The organism is Flavobacterium sp. N3904 (genome assembly GCF_025947305.1).
Taxonomy (GTDB): Bacteria; Bacteroidota; Bacteroidia; order Flavobacteriales; family Flavobacteriaceae; genus Flavobacterium.
In genome coordinates this window covers 918,366-936,955 of sequence record NZ_CP110009.1, presented here as the reverse complement: position 1 = coordinate 936,955, position 18,590 = coordinate 918,366, and the positions used below count along the sequence as shown (strand labels likewise).

Below are 18,590 nucleotides of genomic sequence, written 5' to 3'. Positions count from 1 at the left end.
TGCGTTCTTTGCGGTTAAATAAATAGTTAGAAATCAAACTCTTCCTTCACCGCCATCGAATCAATTACCGTTGTATCTTGAACCTTGATGTTCAATAACGAATGAGCTCGGCCAGTCAATAGGATAGATTTAGACAAACCAATAGTGTCTTCCGGGACTAACAAACCACGACGAAACATTAAATTTCTCAAGAAAGTCTGCTGTTTGGTCGCATAGGCTTTTTGTAAACCTTCCTGATCAAATTGCCACATGAATTTCTTTGGTTTTGGAATTATCGTAGCCAAGTACAAACATTCGTTTACGTTCAAATCGGCTGGTTTTTTCTGGAAGTAGAATTCGGCAGCTTCACCTATTCCATATACGTTTGGACCCCATTCGATAATATTAAAATACACCTCGAGCATACGTTGCTTGCTCGTGATGTGATTGTTTTCGATGATGTATACCAATAGTATTTCCTCTAGTTTTCTCGACAGCGTTTTTTCTCGGGTAAGAAATACGTTCTTCACCAATTGCATGCTTATAGTACTCGCCCCACGGGAGAACTTTTTAGTGCGAATATTTTTTAGAATCGACTGTTTGAAGGCTTCGTTTATAAAGCCGTGGTGTGACATAAAAGAAGGGTCTTCAGAAGTTAAAACACATTTTTGCAAGTAAGGTGATATTTGGTCCAAAGGTGTATAATACGGATTACTGGCACCCACAAAAACTGGTCGTTGAAGTACGCCTTTGTCAATGGCTCGATAGGTAAACTCACCATTTAATTTGGCTAAATCTATATTCCCGTATTTGGTTATTTTTAAATTTTGTTTGGTTATGTTGCTTTTGAAAACAATGGTATTTGGTCTATTTTTGTTGAACATAAAATCCAATTTATAATCAAAATCTCCGGTGGCTTCCATACCTTGAAAATGGGTGAACAATCCATCGGGAAGCGAGGTTATAAAATCTTGCGCTTTCATTTTTGGAATAGCAACCTTTAGTTTATAAACAGTATCTTCTTCGGTGTTATAGGAAAGGTAAGGATGTAGTTTGATTTTGTTGAATTGAACTGTCGAACTACTGTCGATAGAAATAAAATCGGAACCCAATAAGAAACGATAATCAAATCGTGCATTTTTGATGATGACGTCTTTATTGGCAATTCTTTTGTGGTTCATTTTTAGATTTGTAATCGAAGTGTAACCGTCCAAGTGCAATTCACCACCGTTCATATCAATGTTTTGAATATTAAATCGAATAGAGTCAAAACTGGCTTTTAGATTATAACGTTCATCAAAATAAGGCACTTTTATAGCGCCTGTGTCAATATTAAAAAAACGTAAATCTCCCTTTTTGTTTCTGGGATCTGCCATTCCGTTGATTCTCCATCTTTGGGCAAAAGTATTGGTTTGAACTTCTATTGCCGATTCCAATTTGGTTTCAAATAAAGAAAGTTTTTTGATATTTACCGTTGCTTTTTTGCCATTATCATCTAGTTTAAAAACCAAATTTTCAAGATTCATGTCCGTTGGGACCAGATTGAGGACTTTGGAGATAATGCGATAAGCAAATTCGGCGTAATCCCTTTTATTGTTTGTTTTTGGTTCGTTTTTGTCTTTTTTTAGGAAAGCACCAAAGTTTTTGATTTTCCCTTTTTTGGTCAATTGTACATAACCATTTTTTATTTCTAAGGTGCCGAGTTGCACATCGCCAATTAACAATCGCCATAAATTGACGCTGGTTTTTATTTTTTGAATTTTAAAAATAGTGTCCAGATTTTTTGGTGCCAAAGTAATTTCGTCCAATTCTATTCCGGAAACACCATCAAAAGAAGCGTTTTTTATGGCAAAGTCACTATTGTATTCCAGTTTCATAGTGGTTGAAACTTTAGCAATGGCTTGATCCAAAAGTTCATCTCGAAATACCAGAAAACCAATTATGAGCAGAGCAATAACGATTCCAAGTATTTTGGATGCCAATAGTAACTTTTGTTTGTGTGTTCTCATATTTGAAATGGAAAAGGAATTCTTTTTTATACTGTTTTAGCCGAATAATTGGCTGGCAACATCTTCAATTTTGGCGACCAATTGGATTTTTATACCTGTATTTTTTAGGGCAATTTTATTGTATTTGGATACAAAAATAGTCGAAAATCCTAATTTTTCGGCTTCCTGAATGCGTTGATCCACACGGTTCACAGGACGAATTTCACCTGAAAGACCAACTTCGCCAGCAAAACAAAAATCCTTATTTACTGGAATGTCTTCATTTGATGATAAAATGGCGGCCACAACGGCTAAATCTATAGCTGGATCGTCCACCGAAATTCCACCCGTTACATTCAGGAAAACGTCTTTGGCTCCCAATCGGAAACCTGCTCTTTTTTCTAATACAGCCAAAATCATATTCAGTCTCTTGGCGTTGTAGCCTGTGGTGCTTCGTTGCGGAGTTCCATAAACTGCGGTGCTTACTAACGATTGAATTTCAATCATCAAAGGGCGCATGCCTTCGAGGGTTGTGGCAATTGCCGTACCCGATAATTCTTCATCCTTGTGCGAAATCAATATCTCTGATGGATTGGAAACTTCGCATAGGCCACTACCCAACATTTCGTAGATGCCAATTTCGGCAGTTGATCCAAAACGGTTTTTCAAGGAACGCAAAATACGATAGACATGATTTCGGTCACCTTCAAATTGCAAAACGGTATCGACCATATGTTCCAATATTTTTGGCCCGGCAATAGTTCCATCTTTGGTAATATGACCAATTAAAATAACTGGAATATTGGTTTCTTTAGCAAATTTTATTAGTTCAGCAGTGGTTTCCCGAATTTGAGAAATACTTCCGGCCGTTGATTCAATGTAATCGGTATGTAGCGTTTGAATCGAATCGATTATAACAATTTCGGGCTGAATGGCTTCAATCTGTTTGAAGATATTCTGTGTTTTGGTTTCGGTAAGAATGTAGCAATTATCTCCGTTGGGAGTAATGCGTTCTGCACGCATTTTGATTTGCTTCTGGCTTTCTTCTCCAGAAACATATAAAGTTTTATAGGGTAATTTTAAAGAAATTTGCAGTAAAAGTGTGCTTTTTCCAATACCTGGTTCTCCGCCCAATAGAATCAAAGATCCAGGAACAATCCCGCCACCCAGAACTCTGTTCAACTCGTTATCAGTTGTGTCGAGTCTGATTTCTTCGGCACTGTCAATCTCGTTAATTCGTAAAGGTTTTGGTGCTTTACTGTTGGTTGAAGATTCGCTTTTCCAAGCTACTTTTTCTTGTTTTTGTATAATTTCCTCAGCAATAGTATTCCATTCTTTGCAGGAATTGCACTGTCCTTGCCATTTGGCATATTGTGCGCCACAATTCTGGCAAAAAAAAGTTGTTTTTACTTTGGCGGTCATTATTATTGCTTTTTTTCTTCGGTAACAGGAGTATCAGTTGCGGGAGTTTCTTCAATAACTTCTTCTTTTGTTTCAACTTGACCAACTTTACCTTTTATTTTTGGTTTTTTAGCATAGGTTTTTTTCAATTCTTCTGCTTTGGCAAACATCATGTCTTTGGTAAGATCGGCTATCTCTTCTTTATTAAATCCAGACATATAATAGCGTACGGCTCTAGGATTGTCACCTTTATATTCAAACATGGTTGCCAATTCATAATCACCAAGCATGCTTTTCGGGTAATTTTTATCGGCAAGAATCGCTAAAGCATCTAGGTCATTGTAATCTTTATTGTAAAGTATTGCTGCTTCAATTGCTTTGAAATCATTGATTCGGATTGGTGTTTTTACCCCAAATGAATTTTCGATAACATCGTATTTTTTGGTTAGGTAATCTACATATCCTTCTTTTAGTGTCACGATTTTTTCATCATATTCTAAAGTAGAAATGGGTTGGGCAACACCAAAAATTTGATATAAAGCACTAGGAATTGAATGCAATACCAATGAGAAATGTGAAGTTTCTTTAAAATATTCAAATTTATAATTCAAATCAGGGTTTTTAATCTCTCTGATGCTATTGTCTAGTTTTTTGATCCTTTCTTGCATGTTTTTAACATCACCGTCAGCAGTTGATAGATAATAATAAATCGGTTGCTTTATTGACGATAAAATGTTTGGCAATTCGTTTTCCATGTTTACCGGCAATTCGGGACTCATTGAGATATAAGCATTAAACAACGGGTCGCCTTTATACAAGTAAAAATTTAAAAATGCAGCAGTTGTATCATGACCTGCTATTATTTTGAAATTGGTAGTTCTATAGTCATGTTGTATAAAAGGAACAAGTTCTAAGCCTATGAAGTCAAAAAAATCTACACTTTTGCCATCAGGCATGCCCGTTACTTCATCTAAACCACAATCTGTTGCTCTTTCGTTTTGTTTATTTTGACTTATGGCAACTATAATTACTTCTGGTAAATCATCCCAATAGGCTCCGTATGTTACAGTTCCTAAAAAGGGATTTAATAGATAATCACCATCCAATAAAATCATTAAAGGATAACGCTTTGTTGGATTTTTTTCATAAGAAGCCGGCAACGAAATGACAATTTCTCTTTTTTCTTGAAGCTTATCTGAATTAAAATTTAAAATTTTAATTTGAGAAAAGGATGATATTGAAAACAAACCTAACACTACTATTAATAATTGTTTCATAATTTGGGGTTGATTTAATTAAAATAGAATAAAGAAGCAATATAATGAATAATTTAATGCTTTGAGTAGCAGAGGCGATTCAGTTTTTATTTTATAAGTTTAGGAGAGTGAATTGTCATTCTCATTTGGAAAAATAATCCAAGGTTTGAATTTTTTGGCCTCCTCGAATTCTAGTGTTGCGTATGAAATTATAATAATGATATCGTCTTTTTGGACCTTTCGCGCGGCAGGGCCGTTTAAAGTAATGATGCCGGAATTCTTTTCTCCAACAATGGCATAAGTATCAAAACGTTCTCCATTGTTGATGTTGACTATCGATACTTTTTCTCCTTCTATAATATTTGAGGCTTCCAATAAGGCTTCGTCAATTGTAATACTGCCTATGTAATTTAAATCGGCTCCAGTAACCTTTACCCTATGTATCTTTGATTTAACTACTTGAATGTGCATTTTGTTTTATTTTAATTTAATGAAATTGTGTCTATTAACCGAATAGTATTGATATGTACGGCAATAAAAGCGCGGTATTTTTTGTTTTTATTTTTTCTGATGCAAGTTGAAAGAGTTTCCTCATCTGCAATTTCAAAATATTCTAATGTAAAAGGTTTGTTTTTTTCAAATTCTTCTTTTACCCATTGATTTATTTTTTTGGCGCTACTGGTTTTAAATTTAGATTTGGCTCCTTCGAGAACATTATAAATAACAGCGGCATCTTTTCTTTCCTGCAAAGTTAAGCGTTCATTTCGAGAACTCATCGCGAGATGGTTGGATTCTCTAAAAATTGGGCAGCCAATTATGTTTACTTTCATTTTGCATTTTTCGACCATTTTTTTAATAATCTGCAATTGCTGAAAATCTTTTTCACCAAAGTAAGCATTAGTCGGATTTACAATTTCAAAAAGACGTTTTACTATTGTTCCAACCCCATCAAAATGGCCTGGTCTGAACTTGCCTTCCATTTTATTTTCCAATCCATCGAAATCAAAAGACTGAGACAAGGTTTTTCCTTCATATATGTCATCAACTGTTGGGGCGTAAACGATAATTCCCGAATTTATAGTGTCTATTTTTTTCAAGTCTTCGTCTAAGGTTCTCGGGTATTTTGCTAAGTCTTCAGGATTGTTAAATTGGGTAGGATTTACAAAGATGCTGACAACTGTAATGTCATTTTCTTTAATAGATTGTTGCATTAGCGACTGATGTCCTTTGTGCAACGCACCCATGGTTGGGACAAATCCTATAGTAGAATTTGTAGTCTTAATTGATGATAAATAGTCCATCAAAGCTACTTTTCCATGGAATAGATGCATGGTGTTTTTGTTTAAATTAGGTGCAAACATAATATTTTAGTCCATAACTGCATAAAATTTTGTAATTTTGCGTGGTTTTTATTGCCAATTAATTAATCAATTTATACTATGAAAGATAAGAGGATATTATACGTATCATCTGAAGTTGTGCCTTATCTAGCTGAAAATGAGGTTTCATTAATGTCTTATGACGTACCAAAAATGATTAATGATCAAGGTGGACAAATTCGTATTTTTATGCCAAGATACGGAAATATTAACGAGAGAAGACACCAATTGCACGAAGTAATTCGACTTTCAGGAATGAATTTGGTTGTAAACGATTTGGATATGCCGTTAATTATAAAAGTCGCTTCTATTCCCAAAGAAAGAATACAAGTATATTTTATTGATAATGATGAATATTTCAAGAGAAAAGCAACTTTTGCTGATGAAGAGGGGGTAATGTATCCAGATAATGACGAGAGAGCTATTTTCTTTGCTAAAGGTGTTGTAGAAACAGTGAAAAAATTGAATTGGGTTCCAGATATTATACATGTTCATGGATGGATGGCTGCAATGTTACCGGTTTATATGAAACATTTTTATAAAAACGAGGCTTTATTTTCAGACACTAAAATTGTCACCTCTGTTTACAGCCAATCTTTCGATGGAACTTTGGATATTGAAATGATCAATAAAGTGAAATTTGACGGGATTCCAGCAGAAGCTATTGCAGATCTTGAATCTCCAGATTATGAAAACATATTAAAAACAACAATTTTAAATTCCGATGCTGTTATTATTGCGTCTGATGGACTATCTCCAAGTTTAACAAAATTTATAGAATCTTCAGGTAAACCTTTTTTACCTTTGGTGCCCAGAGATGGATTTGGTGTGGCTTATACCGAATTCTATAAAAATATGTTGTTATAAATCAATCTTTTACGAATAAATATGCTTAAAAATTCTTTTTTTAAAACCATTGCTTTTATTTTATTTGTCGTTCTTTTAAATTCATGTGATAAAGAATATAATGTTGTTGGTGAAGATTTAATAGGGGATAATAATTTTACCCTCAAAGACACAGTATATGATATAGTTGCATACAATCAAAAAATTGGCCCGGTACAGTCTAATAATTTGGAAATTAATGCATTAGGAATATATGATAATCCTTCATTCGGAACAACTACAGCTAATTTTAATACGCAAGTGGCTTTGGCAGTAGTAGATCCTACTTTTGATGACAGTGCTGTAATAACAAGTGTGATCCTTACTGTTCCCTATTTTTATGATAAAACAAAAACAGAAACAAATACAACTACGGGAGCAAAGACTTATTTTTTAGATTCTATTTACGGGCCTGATTTAGCAAAATTTAAGTTACGTATATATGAATCGGGCTATTATATGAGGGATTTAGATCCAGCTGACCAATTTTTAAAACCTCAAAAATACTACACAAATCAGAACGCTGAGTTTGCTGCGTTGAAAATTGGTATGCCTTTGAATAACAGTGCGAATAAAGCTCAAAATGACGAATTCTTTTTTAGTCCTGCAGAGCTTACAGTTTCTACAAAGGATGCGACAACTGGAGTCGCTACCGAAACCAAATCGCCTCCAGGAATGCAATTGGATTTAAATAAAGATTTTTTTACTAAAAAATTGATAACAGAGGCTCCTGCTGGGGTTTTGAAGAATAATGATTTATTTAAAGATTATTTTAGAGGTTTGTATTTTCAGGTTGAATCATTGGGAAGTGAAGCTAATCAGGCCATGATTGATTTTAGAAAAGGAAGTATCACGGTTGCTTATGAGGAAACTATCGACTCAAAAAAGGTATATAAAACGCTGAAAATTAATTTATCTGGTAATACGGTGAGTTTATTGAATGAAAGTAATCCAAATGCTGAGTATACTAATGCTACTGATCCAAATAACATAAATCATACAACTGGGGATGATAATTTATATCTAAAAGGCGGACAAGGTTCGATGTCTATTTTGGAATTATTTGGAGTGGATAATTTTGGTCCTGATGGCGTTACGGGTTCTAAGAATGGAGTTCCCGATGCGCTTGATATTATGAGAACAAAAAGCTTACTAATTAATGAAGCTAATATAGTTTTTTATTTAAATTCGGCTAAAATGGAAAAAAATGCCACTGACGCTGGCAAAATAAATTATTTCCCGCAAAGAATTTATTTATATGATTTTACAAACAATCAGTCACTTATTGATTATGCTGTTGACAGATCTGTTGCGTCAAATATCAAAAACTCAAAATTTATTTTTGGAGGTTATTTAACCAAAAATCCTGCTGGAGATTATTGCTATAAATTTAGAATTACAAATTATATTAAGAGTCTTATAAAAAACACTGATTCTACCAATGTCAAACTTGGCGTTGTTGTGACTGAAGATATAAACAAAGCTACTATGTATGCTTTAAAAGGACCAGACCCAGATCCGACTTACATACCTATGACTTCTGTAATGAATCCTTTGGGCGCTATTTTATTTGGAGGCACTGATTCTGAAGATGTCCCTAGTAATAAAAGACTGAAACTTGAAATTTATTATACAAAACCTAATTAAACAAAAACTATGTGTGGAATTGTTGGATACATTGGTTATAGAGAAGCATATCCTATTATTATAAAAGGATTAAAAAGGTTAGAATATAGAGGATACGATAGCGCAGGGGTTATGCTATATGACGGAGAAGCTATAAAGTTGTCTAAAACAAAAGGAAAAGTTTCTGATCTTGAATTGAAAGCTGCCGCAGAAATTACCACAAACGGGACTATAGGTATTGGTCATACACGTTGGGCAACTCACGGTGTCCCAAATGACGTGAATTCACATCCACATCTTTCAAATTCTGGCGATCTGGCAATAATCCACAACGGAATTATTGAGAACTATGCCCCTTTAAAAGTTGAATTAATAAAAAGAGGATACATATTCAATTCTGATACTGACTCAGAAGTATTGGTAAATCTTATTGAAGAAATTCAAAAAAAGGAAAATTTAAAATTAGGAAAAGCGGTACAAGTTGCCTTAAATCAGGTGGTAGGAGCTTATGCAATTGCTGTTTTCGATAAAAAAAATCCAAACGAAATTGTAGCTGCTCGTTTAGGGAGTCCTTTAGCAATAGGAGTTGGCGAAGGGGAGTATTTTATTGCCTCAGATGCATCCCCATTTATAGAATATACATCGAATGCTATTTATCTTGAAGATGGAGAAATGGCAAATATTAGGTTGCATAAACCTATGAAAGTACGAAAAATAAAAGACGATTCCATTGTAGATCCCTATATTCAAGAACTTCAAATGAATTTGGAGCAAATTGAAAAAGGAGGATACGACCACTTTATGTTGAAAGAAATCTACGAACAACCTAATGTAATAAAAGACACGTACAGAGGAAGACTTCATGCAAATGAAGGAATTATCCAAATGGCAGGTGTTGAAGATAATTTAGAAAAATTCTTAAATGCAGATCGTATTATAATTGTAGCTTGCGGAACTTCGTGGCATGCAGGTTTGGTTGCCGAATATGTTTTTGAGGAATTTGCCAGAATTTCTGTTGAAGTGGAGTACGCTTCTGAATTTAGATACAGAAATCCAATTATAAACAGTAAAGATGTTGTAATTGCCATTTCTCAATCTGGAGAAACGGCCGATACTATGGCAGCCATAAAATTGGCCAAGGAACATGGGGCTTTTGTTTTCGGGGTTTGCAATGTTGTAGGATCTTCTATTTCTAGAGAATCCCATGCAGGAGCTTATACCCATGCGGGACCAGAAATTGGTGTAGCATCTACCAAAGCATTTACAACTCAAATTACTGTGTTGACTATGATTGCACTTCGTTTGGCTCAAGCCAAAGGAACATTATCCAAGTCTGATTTTCATATGTATTTGCAAGAATTGGAAATAATTCCAGAGAAAGTGAAAGAAGCTTTGGAAACCAATGATAAAGCCAAAGAAATTGCAGCAGCATTTAAAGATGCGCCAAATTGTTTGTATTTGGGGCGCGGATATAATTTTCCAGTGGCACTTGAGGGAGCCTTGAAACTTAAAGAGATATCCTATATTCATGCAGAAGGGTATCCAGCAGCCGAAATGAAGCACGGCCCTATTGCTTTAATTGATGAGCAAATGCCAGTTGTTGTTATTGCGCCAAAACAAGGTCATTACGATAAAATTGTAAGTAATATTCAGGAAATTAAATCAAGAAGTGGAAAAATTATTGCTGTTGTTACCAAAGGGGATACTCAAGTTCGTGATCTTGCAGATTATGTAATTGAAATACCTGAGACTTCAGATGCATTGTCTCCTTTAATTACCACAATACCTTTACAACTATTGTCTTATCATATAGCTGTAATGAGAGGTTGTAATGTTGATCAGCCCAGAAATTTAGCAAAATCGGTTACTGTTGAATAAATAATTTATATTTTTTTTTAAAAAGCGAGAACTATTTCTCGCTTTTTTTATGCTTTTGCAATTTTACGAAATCGTTGTAATTTTGAGATTAATTTAAAATTTAAACGAAATTGCTATGTATGCATACTATTTATTGCGAATAAGTCATTAATTTATTAGTAATAATGTAATTTTAATAAATATAGAATTGTTATATTATAACCTTTTTTATTAATTATTATTATAAATTTTTTGTATTTTATTGTTGATAATTAAAAAATATATGTAATTTGGCACCACTAACCAACAAAATTCTACCAAATGAGATTGTATTTACTTTTAGTAACATTGTTCTTTTGCGGCATTACATTTGCCCAAAATACTGTTTCCGGAGTTGTTACCGATTCTGAAAATCAACCCATAGCAGGTGCTAGCATTAAAATTAATGGAGGAACCCAAAGTGCGGTTTCTGATTTTGATGGATCTTTTATGATAAGCACATCTGTAAAGCCCCCTTTTATTCTAAATGTTAATGCTATTGGATTCACAGCCACAAAAGTGAGCGTAGAATCTGTTGGTGAAAAAATAAGAGTAAAACTTAATTCTGAAGAAACGAAACTAAATGAAATAGTTGTTTCTGCTTCAAGAACTCCAGAAAGAATTATGCAATCTCCTGTTACAATTGAAAGAGTTGGGATTCAGCAAATTAAGAGCAACACATCTCCCACAGTTTATGATGGATTGGACAATTTGAAAGATGTGCAATTAAATTCCAGTAGTATGTCTTTTAAATCCATAAATGCCAGAGGGTTTGCAGCTGTCGGAAATACGCGTTTTATGCAAATTGTCGACGGAATGGATAACTCATCACCAGCACTTAATTTTCCTTTAGGGAATTTAGTAGGTCTAAATGATATTGATATCGCTTCTGTGGAAATGATGCCAGGTGCTTCGTCTGCACTTTATGGAGCTAATGCATTTAATGGTATTTTGTTTATGAACAGTAAAAGTCCTTTTAAATATGAAGGAGTAAGTACTTATTTTAAATACGGACAGACAACACAAAAAGCTGCAGGAACAAACAACGTATATGATTTTGGAATTCGTTTGGCTAAAGCATTTGACAAACACTTTGCAGCCAAAGCCAATTTGACCTATATGCAAGCTTCTGAATGGATTGCGGATGATTTAACCAGTTTGACTGGTGGTTCTATTGGTCACGCAAACAATCCAAACTATAACGGGATGAACGTTTATGGAGATGAGATTACCACATTTATTTCAAATGTAGGCCAAGTGAGTAGAACCGGATATTTGGATCAAGACTTAAATGACAATAAGGTACACAATATGAAAGCAGATTTCTCTTTGTTTTACAGACCTTGGGATAATGATGTTGAATTCAATTTCGAATATAAATTAGGTCTAGGAACTACAATTTATCAAGGTTCAAATAGATATTCATTGAATGATTTCTTCATGAGTCAGACCAAATTAGAAGTAAAAGGGAAAAGCTTTTTTGTAAGAGGATTTATGACTTCTGAGGATGCTGCCAATTCTTATAATATGCAATTTGCAGGCTGGAACGTTTTAAGAGCAGCCAAAACCGATGTAGAGTGGTTTACAAATTACGCAACAGCCTATCAATTGTCTGGTGCAGTTCTAGGAACAAATGCAACTGAATCTGCAGCTAATGCCAGAAATTATGCTGATTATAATATCAAACCGGCAGGTTTGCCTTTCCTTCCTACGCCAACAGGACAAGCTAGATTTTTACCTGGTACACCAGAGTTCAATAATGCATTGACTGCGGTAAAATCTGAATCTGATTTGACCAAAGGTGCTAAGTTTATTGATCATTCTAAAATTTATAACGGTGAAGCCAATTATAATTTTAACGAAATGACCAAATTTGCCAATATTCAAGTGGGTGGTTCGGTTAGACAATACGAATTGAATTCAGAAGGGACTATTTTTACAGATTATGATGCGCCAATCAGTTATAATGAATATGGCATGTATGGGCAATTTGGTAAAAAATTCTTAAATGAAAAATTGAATTTTGTAGCATCGCTGCGTTATGACAAGAGTCTAAATTTTGACGGGAATGTTTCTCCTCGCTTGTCTATGGTTTATACTACTGGAGCGAATAACAATAATAATTTCAGAGCTTCATTTCAAACAGGTTTTAGAAATCCAACAACGCAAGATCAATACATTGGTCTTGACGTTGGAGCATTGGCATTGATTGGTTCTGCTCCTGAAAATCTAACTCGTTATTCTGAAATTCGACCAGTGAGTTTAGCCGCACAGTCAAATTTAAATCAACCAGCTACTAAGGTTATGACTGGAGTACAAGCATATGATAATTCATACACATTAGTTTCTGTTCAGGCATTTGGAGCAGCTTTGGCAGCAGATCCATTAAAACCTCTAGCTGCTGCAGAATTATTAGTAGCTGCAAATGTAGGATTGGTTAAGCCCGAAGAAGTTCACTCTTATGAGGTTGGATATCGTGGTGTGGTGTTGAAAGATATGACGGTAGATTTGAATGTATATTACAATCAGTATGACAATTTCTTGAGTACTGCTAGAGTTGCAAGCCCGTATTATGGAAATGTAAATGCACCACTTGGCAGCCCTGAATCATTACTAGCTATTGCAGCCTTAGGTTATGGTGACAGAAGAATTTATCAAGTATATACTAATACTACAGCGCAAATTACTTCTTTAGGGTATGGAATTGGATTGAATAAAAAAGTATATCAAAATTTTGAATTAGGAGCCAATTATAATTATTCGCAATTTTCTTTTGACCAAGCAGAAGATCCAGCTTTCGTTCCAGGATTTAATACGCCAAAACATGCTGTAAAAGCATCCATTGGTAATTCTAATTTGTTTAATAATTTTGGATTTAATGTGAATGTAAGATGGAATACGGCTTATGTTTACCAATCTACTTTTGCAGATGGTGTAGTTCCAGAAATGACTGTTTTTGATGCCCAAATCAATTATGGAATTCCAAAATTAAAATCTGTGGTTAAACTTGGTGCTGCCAATTTATTTGGTAAAGAATATGTTCAGGTTGTTGGAGCTGGAAGCATAGGAAATCAATGGTTTATAAATTGGACTATTAATCCTTGATTAAATAAAAAGACAATAATTTAAAAATATATAGTTATGATAAAAAATTTCAAATGGCTACTATTGGTTTCCTTAACCTTTGTTGCCTGTAATAACGATAATGAAGATTCGGCACCAGTAGAAATTCCAATTACTCCGGGAACGGCGACTTTTACAAAATATGTGGCATTAGGAGATTCTTTTGCAGCGGGTTATAGCGATGGCGCTTTGTTTAAAACAGGACAAGAGGGATCGTATGTAAATATATTGGCCCAACAATTTGCGCCAGCTGGGGGGACGGCAATTACAACGCCTTTAATGGCGGATAATATTGGCGGACTTTTGCTTGGCGGAAATGTAATTGCTGGTAGCAGATTTGCTATTCTTGGATTTACGCCTAGTGGAACTCCAATTATTGGCTCTATTCCTGGCACTCCAACTACTGAAGTTACCAATCATTTAACCGGACCTTTCAATAATTTAGGCGTTCCAGGGGCAAAAAGTTTTCATTTGCTTGCTCAAGGATATGGAAATGTAGCAGGAGTGGCTTCTGGGAAGGCAAATCCATATTATGCTCGCTTTGCTTCTTCCGGAACTGCTTCGGTTTTGGCAGATGCCTTGGTACAAAGTCCAACCTTCTTTTCTTTGTTTATTGGAGGAAATGATGTTTTGTCCTATGCAACTTCTGGGGGAATTGGAGTGGATCAGAAAGGGAATTTAGATCCTTCCACGTATGGTTCAAATGACATTACAGACCCAACGGTTTTTGCTAATGTATATACAGCTTTGACAACAAATTTAACTGCAAACGGAGCAAAAGGCGTTGTTGCCAATTTGCCTTACGTGACCACTTTACCTTATTTTAAGACTGTACCGTTTAATCCTGTCGCTTTGGATGCTACAAAAGCAGCTCAGTTAAATGCGGGATATGCTCAATACAATGCCGGTTTGCAAGCAATGACGAAAGATCCTTATAATGCAATTACAGCCGAAGAGGCTGCTCGAAGAACAATTAAATTTGTAGCGGGGAGTAATGCAGTTGTTATAGTAGATAGTTATTTGACTAATTTATCAGCATACGGAGTTCCTTCTTACAGACAGGCAACCAAAGAGGATTTGGTAGTTTTAACAGCTAAAAATTTCATAGGAACTCCTGTTGGAGGAGATCCGACAAAAGTGAATGGTGTGTCTGTTCCTTTGGCAGATCAATGGGTTCTTTCTAAAGACGAAGTTAAAGAGGTTCAAGTGGCAACTGATGCTTATAATAAAGCAATTGAAGCAATTGCTACTTCTAAAGGTTTGGCATTTGTGGATACAAAAGCGGCCATGACGCAATTGTCTACAACCGGAATAAGTTTTGGAAATTATCAGATGACCTCTTCTTATGTAACTGGTGGTGCTTTTTCATTGGATGGAGTTCATCCAAGCGCAAGAGGATATGCCTATATCGCTAATCTTTTCGTGAATGCAATTAATGCAAAATTTGATGCTACGTTAAGAACAGTAGATTTGGGGCAATACCCAATTCAGTACCCGGCGACAATTCAATAAATAAAATTTTCTTAGAATCAAAAAACCGCCCGTTTGTAACATGGTGGTTTTTTGGTTTTTGGAGGTGTATAAGTGTCTTTTATTAGTTTAAATGGGCTTCATAATCAATACAATAAAAAATTAGTGTATTTTATAAAAAAAATTATTGATTTTATATTTTAAAAAATTATCTTTGCACTCTGAAAAAAGTATCCATTCGAGCTATTTCGATGGGCTGTATTTCATAAACCTAAATAGCTATTTAATAAACACATAAGTAATGTCAAAAGTAATAGGAAAAGTTGCCCAAATCATTGGACCAGTAGTCGATGTAGTTTTCAACGGAAAAGATGTTGAACTTCCGAAAATTTATGATTCATTAGAAATCACAAAAAAAGACGGAACGTTATTAGTTCTAGAAGTACAATCTCACATTGGTGAAAACACTGTTCGTACCATTTCGATGGATTCAACAGATGGTTTGAGTAGAGGTTATGAAGTAGTTGGAACAGGGAATCCTATCCAAATGCCAATCGGCGCCGATGTTTACGGTCGTTTGTTTAACGTAATTGGTGATGCTATTGACGGTTTGCCGGCTTTGCCAAAAACAGGTGAAAACGGAACTTCAATTCACAAACAAGCTCCGAAATTCGAAGATTTATCTACATCTTCTGAAGTTTTATTTACAGGTATTAAAGTAATCGATTTGATTGAGCCTTACTCAAAAGGGGGTAAAATTGGATTGTTTGGTGGTGCTGGAGTAGGTAAAACAGTTTTGATCCAGGAGTTGATTAACAATATAGCAAAAGGTCACGGAGGACTTTCAGTATTCGCAGGAGTAGGGGAAAGAACACGTGAAGGGAATGACTTACTTCGTGAGATGTTGGAGTCAGGAATTATAAAATACGGTGATGAATTCATGCACTCTATGGAAAATGGAGGATGGGATTTGTCTAAAGTGGATATGCCAGGAATGAGAGAGTCTAAAGCTACTTTCGTTTTCGGACAAATGAATGAGCCTCCAGGAGCTCGTGCTCGTGTGGCACTTTCAGGATTGTCCATTGCAGAATATTTTCGTGATGGTGCAGGTTCTGATCAAGGAAAAGATGTATTGTTCTTTGTTGATAATATCTTCCGTTTTACACAAGCAGGTTCTGAGGTTTCGGCTCTTTTAGGTCGTATGCCATCTGCGGTAGGTTACCAACCAACATTGGCTACTGAAATGGGAGCGATGCAAGAACGTATTACATCAACAAACAAAGGTTCTATTACATCTGTACAAGCGGTTTACGTTCCTGCGGATGACTTAACTGACCCGGCACCAGCAACAACATTTGCTCACCTTGATGCTACTACTGTATTGTCTCGTAAAATTGCTGAGTTAGGTATCTATCCTGCAGTGGATCCTTTGGATTCTACTTCAAGAATTTTAGCTCCTCATATTATCGGTGCAGAACATTATGACTGTGCACAAAGAGTAAAAGAAATTCTTCAAAAATACAAACAATTGCAAGATATCATTGCGATTCTAGGTATGGAAGAGTTATCTGAAGATGATAAATTAGCGGTTTCAAGAGCTAGACGTGTACAACGTTTCTTGTCTCAACCTTTCCACGTTGCTGAGCAATTTACTGGATTGAAAGGAGTTTTAGTAGACATCAAAGATACTATCAAAGGATTTAATATGATTATTGACGGTGAATTAGATCACTTGCCAGAATCAGCTTTCAACCTTAAAGGTACTATTGAAGAAGCTATCGAGGCTGGAGAAAAAATGTTGGCAGAAGCTTAAAATCAGTTGGCAGTTATCAGTATTCAGTTTTACTTATAACTCATAACTCATAACAAAAAAAATATGTTATTAGAAATAGTATCACCAGAAGCGAAATTATTTTCAGGAGAAATAACTTCTATTTCTGTTCCAGGAGTTGACGGTCGTTTTCAAATGTTGAATAACCACGCGCCAATAGTTTCATTGTTACAGAAAGGAACGGTTAATATTACTGCTCCAAGTTTCGATTTAAACGAAGAAACTGCCAGTTTGTTTACCAAAGTAAATGATCAAAATTATACTTTAGAAATTGCCTCTGGTACTCTTGAGTTAAAAGACAATAAAGTTATTGTTTTAGCAGATTAAGACAATTCCGTTTTAAATAAAAATGCCTAACGAAAGTTGGGCATTTTTTTTATGGGTAAAAATGAAAGGGATGTTTAAGTGCTTTTTCTAAACTATTTTATCATTAAAGTTCAGTTGCTATTTCTATTCTTCCTCTTGTTTTCTTAAAATTAGGAGTGTTAAATTCTTCATTTAAATAGGTACTTTTTTTTGGGATTATTCTCCTTTGTTTTTATTATTCCCTATTTTTGTTATCGATTGATGTTCATTAGTTTAAATTAAAAGTAATTGCTATGAAGACCTTTATAATCCCATCACTTCTTTTTTTAATATTCAGTTCCACATTGTTTGGTCAAGTATACAGTGATAAAATAGTTGGAAAAAAAAACATAGCACTATTGGATAGCATTAAAGAAAAGCCCTATCCTTATACATTGCCAATCTGGGGCGAAAAAGCAACTAAAAAAGGATATCAATTGCCCTATTCTGCTGGGGTTTCTGTAAATTACTTTTGGCAAGAATCCGACTTAACGATTAGTAATCTGGAGGTAGGTTTTAACAACGGACCGCAATATAACTTGGATCAAATTATACGTTTTAATAGTGCAGTGGCAACGGCAAACGCTGTCAATATCAGGCCAGACATTTGGCTGTTTCCGTTTTTAAATGTGTACGGTATTTTTGGTAAAGGAAAAGCTTCTACAGCAATAGATGCTGGAATATGGATTCCTGATGCCGAAAATAACTGGTCAGAACTCATGAGTTTCAAAACCAAAGCTAATTTTGATGTTACCACCTTTGGATTGGGTCTTACCCCTACAATTGGTATTGGTGGCGGCTGGCTGGCTTTGGATATGAATATGTCTTGGTCCGATTCGGATGCATTGGAAAAACCGGCTGTTGCTTTTGTGTTTGGGCCGAGATTGGGAAAAACATTTAAATTCAGAAAACCGGAAAGCAATATTGCAGTTTGGGTCGGAGCTTTTAGAGTACATTTGAATAATGAAACCACAGGCTCTCTGCCATTTTCAGAGGTGGTGCCTCCAAATGATGCACAAGAAAAAGTGGATAACGGAATTCAAAAAGTAGCGGATACTCAGGTTAAAGTTGATGATTGGTGGAATGGTCTATCGAATGCCCAAAAAGCCAATCCTGCAAATAAAGCCAAATATGAAACAGCAAATAGAGCACTTGAAACAGCCGGAAATTTATTGAATGCTGTAGATGGGGCGTTGAGTACGGTGGGAAGTTCAACAGTTCAATATTCACTGGAAAAAAAGCAAACCGAAATGTGGAACTTCATTATAGGATCCCAATATCAATACAATAGACATATTATGTTAAGAGCCGAGGTTGGTTTTCTGGGAACTAGGACTCAGTTTATGACCAGTCTTCAGTATCGTTTTGGATTATAGATTTTAAAAAGAATAGTTAATTATAAATGATTTTT

At 35.1% G+C, this 18,590-nt stretch carries 13 protein-coding genes; 8 read left to right on the top strand and 5 right to left on the bottom strand.

Annotated elements, in window-relative coordinates; translation table 11 throughout:
- Positions 1-26 precede the first annotated feature (26 nt).
- The 5 genes from OLM57_RS03755 to panC all read right to left on the bottom strand — a co-directional run bounded on the left by OLM57_RS03755 (position 27) and on the right by panC (position 5,955).
- Positions 27-1,988, bottom strand: a complete 1,962-nt coding sequence (locus tag OLM57_RS03755; protein ID WP_264565904.1) for a transglycosylase domain-containing protein — start codon at positions 1,986-1,988, stop codon at positions 27-29.
- Positions 1,989-2,024: 36 nt separating this feature from the next.
- Entirely contained in the window at positions 2,025-3,389 is a 1,365-nt protein-coding gene (gene radA / locus OLM57_RS03750) for a DNA repair protein RadA (protein ID WP_264565903.1), read from the bottom strand.
- A 2-nt stretch (positions 3,390-3,391) separates the two neighbouring features.
- Positions 3,392-4,645 carry an alpha/beta hydrolase gene (locus tag OLM57_RS03745; RefSeq protein WP_264565902.1) on the bottom strand — a complete coding sequence of 418 codons (1,254 nt, stop codon included), beginning with the start codon at positions 4,643-4,645 and terminating at the stop codon, positions 3,392-3,394.
- A 99-nt stretch (positions 4,646-4,744) separates the two neighbouring features.
- The gene (gene panD, locus OLM57_RS03740) at positions 4,745-5,095 is read right to left on the bottom strand and encodes an aspartate 1-decarboxylase (RefSeq protein ID WP_264565901.1); all 351 of its coding nucleotides are present in this window, start codon (positions 5,093-5,095) and stop codon (positions 4,745-4,747) included.
- Positions 5,096-5,106: 11 nt separating this feature from the next.
- A complete protein-coding gene (gene panC / locus OLM57_RS03735) occupies positions 5,107-5,955 on the bottom strand; it encodes a pantoate--beta-alanine ligase (protein WP_413614338.1) in 849 nt (282 codons plus the stop codon).
- Positions 5,956-6,063: 108 nt separating this feature from the next.
- On the opposite strand from panC, the gene OLM57_RS03730 reads away from it, so the two are divergent.
- The 8 genes from OLM57_RS03730 to OLM57_RS03695 all read left to right on the top strand — a co-directional run bounded on the left by OLM57_RS03730 (position 6,064) and on the right by OLM57_RS03695 (position 18,555).
- Positions 6,064-6,870, top strand: a complete 807-nt coding sequence (locus tag OLM57_RS03730; RefSeq protein WP_264565899.1) for a glycogen/starch synthase — start codon at positions 6,064-6,066, stop codon at positions 6,868-6,870.
- Between the two features lie 21 nt (positions 6,871-6,891).
- Positions 6,892-8,535, top strand: coding sequence for a DUF4270 domain-containing protein (locus OLM57_RS03725; RefSeq protein ID WP_264565898.1), 1,644 nt, complete (start codon positions 6,892-6,894; stop codon positions 8,533-8,535).
- A gap of 9 nt (positions 8,536-8,544) precedes the next feature.
- Entirely contained in the window at positions 8,545-10,392 is a 1,848-nt protein-coding gene (glmS, locus tag OLM57_RS03720; RefSeq protein ID WP_264565897.1) for a glutamine--fructose-6-phosphate transaminase (isomerizing), read from the top strand.
- 300 nt (positions 10,393-10,692) lie between these two features.
- Positions 10,693-13,515 carry a TonB-dependent receptor gene (locus tag OLM57_RS03715; RefSeq protein WP_264565896.1) on the top strand — a complete coding sequence of 941 codons (2,823 nt, stop codon included), beginning with the start codon at positions 10,693-10,695 and terminating at the stop codon, positions 13,513-13,515.
- A 36-nt stretch (positions 13,516-13,551) separates the two neighbouring features.
- The gene (locus OLM57_RS03710; protein WP_264565895.1) at positions 13,552-15,045 is read left to right on the top strand and encodes an SGNH/GDSL hydrolase family protein; all 1,494 of its coding nucleotides are present in this window, start codon (positions 13,552-13,554) and stop codon (positions 15,043-15,045) included.
- Between the two features lie 259 nt (positions 15,046-15,304).
- Positions 15,305-16,816, top strand: a complete 1,512-nt coding sequence (gene atpD / locus OLM57_RS03705; RefSeq protein ID WP_264565894.1) for a F0F1 ATP synthase subunit beta — start codon at positions 15,305-15,307, stop codon at positions 16,814-16,816.
- 63 nt (positions 16,817-16,879) lie between these two features.
- Positions 16,880-17,161, top strand: coding sequence for a FoF1 ATP synthase subunit delta/epsilon (locus OLM57_RS03700; RefSeq protein ID WP_264565893.1), 282 nt, complete (start codon positions 16,880-16,882; stop codon positions 17,159-17,161).
- A gap of 272 nt (positions 17,162-17,433) precedes the next feature.
- The gene (locus OLM57_RS03695; RefSeq protein ID WP_264565892.1) at positions 17,434-18,555 is read left to right on the top strand and encodes a hypothetical protein; all 1,122 of its coding nucleotides are present in this window, start codon (positions 17,434-17,436) and stop codon (positions 18,553-18,555) included.
- The last annotated feature ends 35 nt before the right edge of the window (positions 18,556-18,590 follow it).